Source organism: Hallella bergensis DSM 17361 (assembly GCF_000160535.1).
Taxonomy (GTDB): Bacteria; Bacteroidota; Bacteroidia; order Bacteroidales; family Bacteroidaceae; genus Prevotella; species Prevotella bergensis.
Genome location: NZ_GG704783.1, coordinates 25,374 through 33,785 on the forward strand (window position 1 = coordinate 25,374; position 8,412 = coordinate 33,785).

General features: G+C 40.6%; 4 protein-coding genes. 3 read left to right on the forward strand and 1 reads right to left on the reverse strand.

The window, feature by feature from the left end; translation table 11 throughout:
• Positions 1-735: 735 nt before the first annotated feature.
• The 3 genes from HMPREF0645_RS14445 (at position 736) to HMPREF0645_RS10395 (ending at position 6,711) form a co-directional block, all read left to right on the forward strand.
• Positions 736-1,146, forward strand: coding sequence for a DUF6769 family protein (locus HMPREF0645_RS14445; RefSeq protein WP_419185648.1), 411 nt, complete (start codon positions 736-738; stop codon positions 1,144-1,146).
• An 83-nt stretch (positions 1,147-1,229) separates the two neighbouring features.
• Positions 1,230-5,546 carry a CusA/CzcA family heavy metal efflux RND transporter gene (locus HMPREF0645_RS10390; RefSeq protein ID WP_007174958.1) on the forward strand — a complete coding sequence of 1,439 codons (4,317 nt, stop codon included), beginning with the start codon at positions 1,230-1,232 and terminating at the stop codon, positions 5,544-5,546.
• 4 nt (positions 5,547-5,550) lie between these two features.
• Positions 5,551-6,711 (forward strand): efflux RND transporter periplasmic adaptor subunit, encoded by a 1,161-nt coding sequence (locus HMPREF0645_RS10395; protein ID WP_007174959.1) that lies wholly within the window; start codon positions 5,551-5,553, stop codon positions 6,709-6,711.
• A 323-nt stretch (positions 6,712-7,034) separates the two neighbouring features.
• Here the strand turns inward: HMPREF0645_RS10395 and HMPREF0645_RS10400 are convergent, their stop codons facing one another.
• A complete protein-coding gene (locus HMPREF0645_RS10400) occupies positions 7,035-8,336 on the reverse strand; it encodes an inositol-3-phosphate synthase (protein ID WP_007174960.1) in 1,302 nt (433 codons plus the stop codon).
• Positions 8,337-8,412: the final 76 nt, after the last annotated feature.

Sequence of the window (8,412 nt, forward strand, 5' to 3'; positions counted from 1 at the left end):
ATAGGAATAAAAGTTCACACGTGTCAACTCCTACTGCTCTCAGGCGCATTCTGAATTTTTTCACTCTTCACTCTTCACTCTTCACTCTTCACTCTCCACTCTTCCCTCTATAAAATTTGCTTACCATTTTTTGGTTATTATTTTCTGGTCATCCAGAGCAAAAAGGGCTATCATTTTTCGTCAAAACCGGGCTTTGCAATGCCGAAAATCGTAAGGTAGCTGCGATTGAGGCCTTCTCATAGCATGGTTAGGCTTTATCGGTTACACGGAAGAGGCTCAATCATACTGCGGTTGAAGCCTTGACATAACGCCGTTTGATACTCAGTCACAGGCGGTAAAATAGGAAAACAAAGGGCGATATTATGAAAAGTGCTGATTGTCAGCTTTTTGCAAACTGTCGAAATTTTTGCGTATTTCGGGCAAAGGCGAACTTATTTTTAAATAAACGAATTTGAGAGGGGTATTTGTTCATATAATTTATCTTTTCAAATTTTTGAACGCTGCGTTCGGAATCAGAAGGTGTTTTCAAGATAAACCCCAAAGCGCGTGAACATACTGTCTTTATTTTGATATGGACACATGCCCAGTTCGTCCTTACGTTGTACATGGATTTTACCAATGTATTTGCATTTAAACAGTAGGAGTATTACGAATCATACATAGAAGAAGAATTAATAGATTATTAATCTTTGCAACCGAGTTGCAAGATTAAATGGATATCTTTGCATCGTGATGATGAAAAAAATATCCATATTTAGTATCTGGTTGGCAATCCTCATGGTGTTGTTTGTCTCTGTTATGGCACATCATCATCACTCCAAACAAGTATGCTTCATTGAAAGGACGTGCGAGTTGGATGGCAATGTTAATGATAGTCACACTGGCCACTCGACTTCGGGTCAAGGTTCTACACCAGACAATTGCTCTGTTGAACAAATCAAGCACATCATTAATGGTAAAAAGTGCGTTCAACAGATCACACAGGCCATAGAGAAGCAATCACACTTATTGTATGTTTTCTCGCCGTATAAAATATTGCCAACCCTTGATGCTTCAAAATATAACGAAACATCACAAGAACCTTCTTTTCATCTGCTTGAGGTAAATATAGTCTCATGTGGGTTACGAGCGCCTCCTATCTCATAATTTTATACAATTTTTCTTATTAATGAATAGAATAAGTCGTTATGCTTGTTCTCAATATGTCGTGTATAATTATGTCATGAGATATGATCAACAAAATTATTTATTTTTCCATCAAGCATAAGTTCTTGGTGGTACTCTTCTTAGTAATCATTATAGGTGGTGGCCTATATTCACTAAAAACCATCAATGTAGATTCTACGCCAGATATCACCAACAATCAAGTACAGGTCATTACTGTGTCAGAAAACCTTTCAACAACAGATATAGAGCAGTTTGTTACTTACCCTGTAGAGCTTGCCATGTCAAACCTTCCTGGTGTAATAGACATTCGTTCTATCTCTCGATTTGGTGTATCGGTTGTAACCATTGTGTTCAAGGATAATATGGATACCTATTTGCCACGCCAGCTTGTTCAGGAGAAGTTAGAAGAAGTACGTGAAGAAATTCCAGAAGGCTTTGGCACTCCCCAAATGGGACCTATAACAACAGGGTTGGGTGAAATTTATCAATACACATTAGTTCCTAAAGATAGCAATTTATATAGTCCACAGGAATTACGAACTGTTCAAGACTGGATAGTTAAACGTCAATTGGCAATGATTCCAGGTGTTGTCGAGGTGAACTCTTTTGGTGGGAGTATTAAGCAATACGAGGTGGCTCTTAATCCGAACAGGCTCAATGCAATGAAAGTAACTATCAGTGAAGTATACGAAGCATTAAGCAAGAATAACATTAATACCGGTGGAGCCTATATTGAGCGCAACCACATGGCTAATTTTATTCGTGGTGAGGGAGTGATTAAATCTATTGCAGATATTCAAAACATTGTTGTTAAGAATACGAATGGCATTCCTGTTCTGATACGAGATGTGGCCGATAAAGTTGATTTTGGTTCACAAGTACGTTATGGTGCCTTTACTCAAAATGGTCATGAGGCTGTTGGCGGCATGATTCTGATGTTAAAGGGGGCAAACTCAGACAAAGTGGTTGATGCTGTTAAAAGTCGAATGGAAAGTATCAAGAAATCACTTCCTACAGGTATTGAGGTAAAGCCGTTTCTCGATCGTTCTAATCTTATCGACCGTACAACGAGTACAATAGCTCGCAATTTGGTGGAGGGCGCCCTTATTGTCATTTTTGTATTAGTCTTACTACTCGGAAATGTGCGGGGTGGCATCATTACAGCTTCCGTTATTCCATTATCTCTATTGTTTGCCTTTATCATGATGAGAATTTTTGGGGTTTGGGCGAATTTAATGAGCCTGGGGGCTATTGACTTCGGTATTATTGTCGATGGAGCCGTTATTATTGTAGAGGGTATTGTTTTTGAGATTGGAAAGAGGACTAAGCACCATCTTAAAGTTGACCAAACGGCCATGAATCAAATTAGCTACGATGCAGCATCCTCAATGATGAACTCGGCTTTCTTTGGACAGCTGATCATTCTAATCGTTTTTACACCGATTATATTCTTGACAGGAATCAGTGGTAAGATGTTTTCACCTATGGCTTACACGTTCTCGTTTGCACTCTTAGGTGCAATCATACTCTGTCTAACCTATGTACCTATGATTTCGGCTCTTATTCTACGCCCCTTAAATAATTCCGATAGTAGGATTGTCAGGTTTGAGAAGAGATTGGAGCAAATAAGTAACAAGTTGATTACAAAAATCACGAGGGCGTATAATCCACTGCTTCTTTTTTCACTTCGACATAAGACAGCAGTCATTCTCTCTGCTATAATCATGTTAGGCATTACGGCCATCGCCTTTACGCGGATGGGTGGAGAATTTATTCCTGAACTCGATGAGGGAGATATTGCAATGCAAACATTTCTTAGACCAGGAAGTTCTCTCTCTGAAACAATCAAGAGAGAAAAAGAAGTTGAACGCCTGCTTCTGGATAACTTTCCAGAAATCAAAACGGTCTGTGCTCGCATTGGCGTGGCTGATATTCCTACTGACCCTATGGGATTTGACTATACGGACAGTTTTATTATCCTTGAAAAAGACAGGAGTAAATGGACTTCTGCCACAACGAAGGAGGAACTGATTGAGAGGATTAAGGAAAAACTCCAAATTTTACCCGGGCTAAACTTTTCTTTCTCTCAGCCAGTAGCACTTCGATTCAACGAACTGCTTACTGGTGTCCGCGAGGATGTAGCTGTAAAACTCTATGGTGACGACCTCGAAAAACTCAATAAATTGGGAAATCGGATGGTAAGCATTATTAGTAAAATATCTGGTGCCAAAGACGTGGCTCTTGAACGTACAGATGGATTACCACAGATTACAGTAAAATATGACCGGCAGCGCTTAGCACAATATGGACTGAATATTGCTGACCTAAACGGGTATGTGAGTTCTGCTTTTGCTGGCAGTTCTGCCGGAGTGGTATTTGAAGGTGAAAAACGTTTTGACCTTGTCATTCGACTCTCCGAGACTTATCGTAAGAGTATCGATAATCTTAAGCAACTCTACGTTGATCTGCCAAATGGGTCGCAGATACCCCTGAGAGAGATCGCCAATATTAGTTATGAATCAGGTCCAATGCAAATATCACGGGATAAAGCCTCACGGCGAATCTATGTAGGAGTGAATGTGCGAGGACGTGATGTGGCATCCGTCGTCGCTGATATTCAAAAAAGTCTTGATGCTGAGTTGACTCTCCCTACGGGCTATCGACTGGAATATGGAGGTGAATTTCAAAATCTCCAAGAAGCAAAGGCACGCTTGATGATAGTACTCCCAATAGCCATGTCGCTAATTTTCCTTTTACTTTACTTTGCGTTAAAATCATTGAAACAGAGCTTGATGATTTATATGGCAGTACCCCTTGCTACGATCGGTGGAGTTTTAGCCTTAATATTGCGTGGTATGTCTTTTTCCATCTCGGCAGGTGTCGGCTTTATCGTGTTATTCGGTGTTGCAGTACTCAATGGTTTGGTACTCATTAACCGATTCAATTCATTAAAAAGTGAAGGTATGAAAGATATAAATCGAAGAATTATAGTGGGTACAAAAGAGCGCATACGACCGATTTTGCTAACGGCAACAGCTGCAATGCTTGGTTTTTTGCCTATGGCGGTATCGGACTCTGCAGGGGCGGAAGTACAACGACCATTAGCCACAGTAGTTATTGGAGGGCTATTTACCGCAACACTCCTTACGCTGGTAGTAATTCCATTATTATATGCATTAGAAGAAGGGGTAAATATTAAGAAAAAAAGAATACCAGCAGCTATTAAACTTACATTGGTCATGCTATTAATGACCAATGGTACGAAAGCGCAAACTGTTAGTCTTCAACAAGCATTTCAACTTGCAGAACAATATTACCCTACAATGAGGATAGCTCAACTTCGTGTCAATCGTGAAGAAACGATGATTAAAGGCGTTAATAATATAGGAAGCACGGAGTTTTCAGCAGGAGTTGACGAACTCGGCAGAAGTAATGATGCTACTTTTTCATTATTAACTATTCGACAGAATCTGAATCTATTCGGTAACAAGCAACGTACTCGTGCTCAAGAACAAGCAACAAGAACAGCTCGTGCAGAAGCAGCGTTGACAAAATATGACTTACAAAGAGCTGTAAGTCACGATTATGCCCAAGCGTACATTCAGAAACAGAGAATGAAAGTCTATGCAATGATTGACTCTATCTATCAGAATTTTGAACACGCCGCAAAATTAAAATATGAAATGCGCGAGACCTCGCAATTAGAATATTTAACAGCGAAGAAGAAGGCGATAGAGATGAAGGAAAATTTGAATCAGTCAACTTATGATTATCAAGTAGCAGTTAGATTGTTATCTCAATGGTTGGGAGAAGGAATTTACGAGCCGTCTACCTCTCCGGAAGAAATATTCGCAGTATGCAATAACTCTGTTAATCCAATATTAGCATTGCAGAAAGAAAAAATTAAGCTGGCACAAACACAGATAGAAGTTGAAAAAACAAAAGTGCTACCAATTTTTTTCGTAGAAGCAGGAGCGCAGAGAATTGGAAATAAGTTAGGCTATTGGACTACAAATGTTGGTATGAGTATTCCCTTATTTAGAAATTCATATCGCGCACAAAAGAAAGCCATGGCCATGGATAAGGACATTGAAGAGACTTATCTCACCTTATCATGTCAGAAACTTAAACGTGTTCAAGAACGTTTACAAACAGAAAATCTAAAGTGGCAAACGAAACTCAAATACTTTCAAGAAACAGCATTACCAACAGCAAGAGAGCAACAACGAGGAGCAGCTTCCGCTTACCGACTCGGGGCAACAGATTATATCGGCTTTATCCAGACCATGGGCGATGCTGTGCAGACAGAGCTTGACTATTGGTCGGCTTACGAAAAATTCATCAATACAAAGATAGATTTACAATATCCAAATATTTAAGACAATGAAAGCAAAAAAATATTTCTATATGACCTCTCTCTTGCTTCTTATGGCTTGTGGTAACACCAAGAAGCAGACCGAAAATAGTGAAGAGAATGCCTTGAAGGTACAGACCCAGGTAGACCTCACTGATGAACAAGTGGAGAAGATGAATATTAAGGTAGGCAATCTCACAGAGATGGTCTTTGACAATGCTATAGAAGCGAATGGGAAACTGGTTATCGATCCGCAAAGTGAAGCAACTGTAACTCCGCAAACGGGTGGAAATATCAGACAGATATTAGTTAAAGAAGGACAAATAGTGGCTAAAGGCCAAACCATCGCATACTTGTCTCACCCCGACTTCGTCAACCTTCAGACACAATATCTATCATCCCTCAATCAGCAGAGGTATCTCTCGAAAGAGTTTGCCCGCCAGACAAAGATGATGAAAGAGGGTGTGGGTGCAGGTAAGGATTACGACCGTATCAAATCAGAATTGAAAATAGTTAATGGCGAATTGCAAATGTTATCCGCCCAGCTTAGACAAATGGGTGTTAATCCTTCCTCTATTCGCAAAGGAAATCCTAAGATGACAGTCGCCATAAAGAGTCCTATCCGTGGCACTGTTGAGCAAATTGACGTGCAGACAGGCCAATATACAACTCCAGAAATGCCAATAATGAAGATTGTCAATACAGACAATATTTTTGTTGAATTACAAGTCTTTCTACGTGATATTTCTAAAATAAAAGTAGGACAGTCTGTACAATTTAAACAATCCGACAAAAGTGGGAAAAGCTATAGAGGCAAAGTATATTCCATTGGTAAAACCTTTAACAATGAAAATCAGACAGTAGCTGTGCGGGCAAATATTGTGGGTGAAAGAACTGGATTAATTGGAGGAATGTATATACAGGCACAGATTGCTACAAATGCAATAAAAATGAAAGCTGTACCTTCTGAAGCCATAGCCGAAGAAGATGGGAAATTTTATATCTACAAAGCCTCTCGTCAGGGTACAAGATGGCAGTTCTTCCCTGTTGGTGTCAAGAAGATAAAAGAAGAAAATGGATTTGTAGCAATAGAACCTTTAGAGGATACAAGAAAACTTTCTGATATTGCTCAATCGGGTGCCTACTATATTTTGTCTGAAATGAAAAAAGGAGAAACCGGAGAAGAATAGAATGAAGCAGCTATCTCTAATTGGCTAAATATAAAATGAGTGAGAACGACTTTATAACCGTTCTCACATTTTTGGAATAGAATATTGCGGAGTCAAGTTCAAACGAGACACTTGTACTATCTAACTCAAACAGGCAAATAGGATAAAATTGCCAAAGAGAAGAAAACGATAAACAGTGATTATCAGTAAGATACATTCTTTTCATTTCTCTTGCTTTACCAACTCTGTACAGGTCTGCGTATAAGGAAAAAGCTAAGTGATTGATTATTTATCACTTAGCTTTTTACTTAGGAAGAGATTCCAATGAGTTGTTGCTTAGTATTTCAATCTATCTCTTCATCGGCCTCATGACCACCCATCTCGCGAATTGCATTTTTCAGCATGACATATTGGTCGAACAGGTTGTTGACAGCCTCTTCACCCTTGGTGTAGTCATGCATGGGGCTTTTGAGGAAGAAGCTGAGGAATCGCTGTGTGCCGTAGCGACCGGCGCGAGCAGCCAAATCGCTGAGCAGGCAAAGATCAAGCAACAGAGGGGCAGCAAGGATGGAGTCGCGGCAGAGGAAATTGATTTTAATCTGCATCGGGTATCCCATCCATCCAAAGATGTCAAGGTTGTCCCATCCCTCTTTTGCGTCGTTGCGAGGTGGATAATAGTTAATACGCACCTTGTGGTAGATGTCGCCGTATAAATCGGGTTGCTCATCTTTTTTCAGGATGGTCTCAAGCGTTGACAGTTTAGACACCTCCTTGGTGTGGAAGTTGGCCGGTTCGTCGAGCACTAAGCCATCTCTGTTGCCAAGAATATTGGTTGAGAACCATCCGCTGAGTCCTAAGTTGCGAACCTTCAGGATGGGAGCAAAGCCTGACTTCACGAGCGTCTGGCCAGTCTTGAAATCCTTCCCTGCTATTGGCATGCGAACCTGTTCGGCCAACTGCCACATGGCCGGAATATCCACTGTGGTGTTTGGTGCTCCCATGATAAACGGGCATCCCTCCTTGAGAGCTGCGTATGCATAGCACATGCTTGGTGCTATATGCTCGCGGTCGTCATTCTTCATGGCTTGCTCCAATGCTTCGATCGTACTATGAATTTTATCATTGTAGGGCACATAAATCTCGGTTGATGCTGCCCATATGACTACAATGCGGTCTATGCCATTTTGCTGCTTGAAGTCTGAGATATCCTTCCTCAGTTCCTTCACCATGTCCCATCTTGTCTTGCAGTTCTTCACATTGTCTCCGTCAAGTCGTTTGGCAAAATTTTTGTCAAAGGCTGCTTTCATGGGAACTATCTGTTCCAGCTCATCGCGTACCGGTTCAATGTCTTTTGCTTTGAGTACATCTGCATACACTGCTGCCTGATAGGCGTTTTGCGGATATACGTCCCATGTGGCAAACACAATATCTTCCAACTTTGCCAGTGGCACAATATCATGGTAGTGAAGATATTTCTTGTTGTCTCCCTTTCCCACGCGGATTTTGTCATACTGCGTTACAGAACCAATGGGCTTGGCTAACCCCTTCCGCGCCATGAGTACGCCGGTCATAAACGTTGTAGACACTGCGCCACAACCGACTACCATAATTCCAAGTTTGCCCTCTGCAGGCTTTACATTTGACATGTTTGTTACAATTTAAGTTATTAGTTTGAGGACAAAGATAATGAAACATAATTGACATCGAAAAGAAATAAGAGAC

Coding starts and splice junctions, on each gene's coding strand:
- HMPREF0645_RS10390 (WP_007174958.1), top strand. CDS start 1,230: ATGATCAACAAAATTATTTATTTTTCCATCAAGCATAAGTTCTTGGTG.
- HMPREF0645_RS10400 (WP_007174960.1), bottom strand. CDS start 8,336: ATGTCAAATGTAAAGCCTGCAGAGGGCAAACTTGGAATTATGGTAGTC.
- HMPREF0645_RS10395 (WP_007174959.1), top strand. CDS start 5,551: ATGAAAGCAAAAAAATATTTCTATATGACCTCTCTCTTGCTTCTTATG.
- HMPREF0645_RS14445 (WP_419185648.1), top strand. CDS start 736: ATGAAAAAAATATCCATATTTAGTATCTGGTTGGCAATCCTCATGGTG.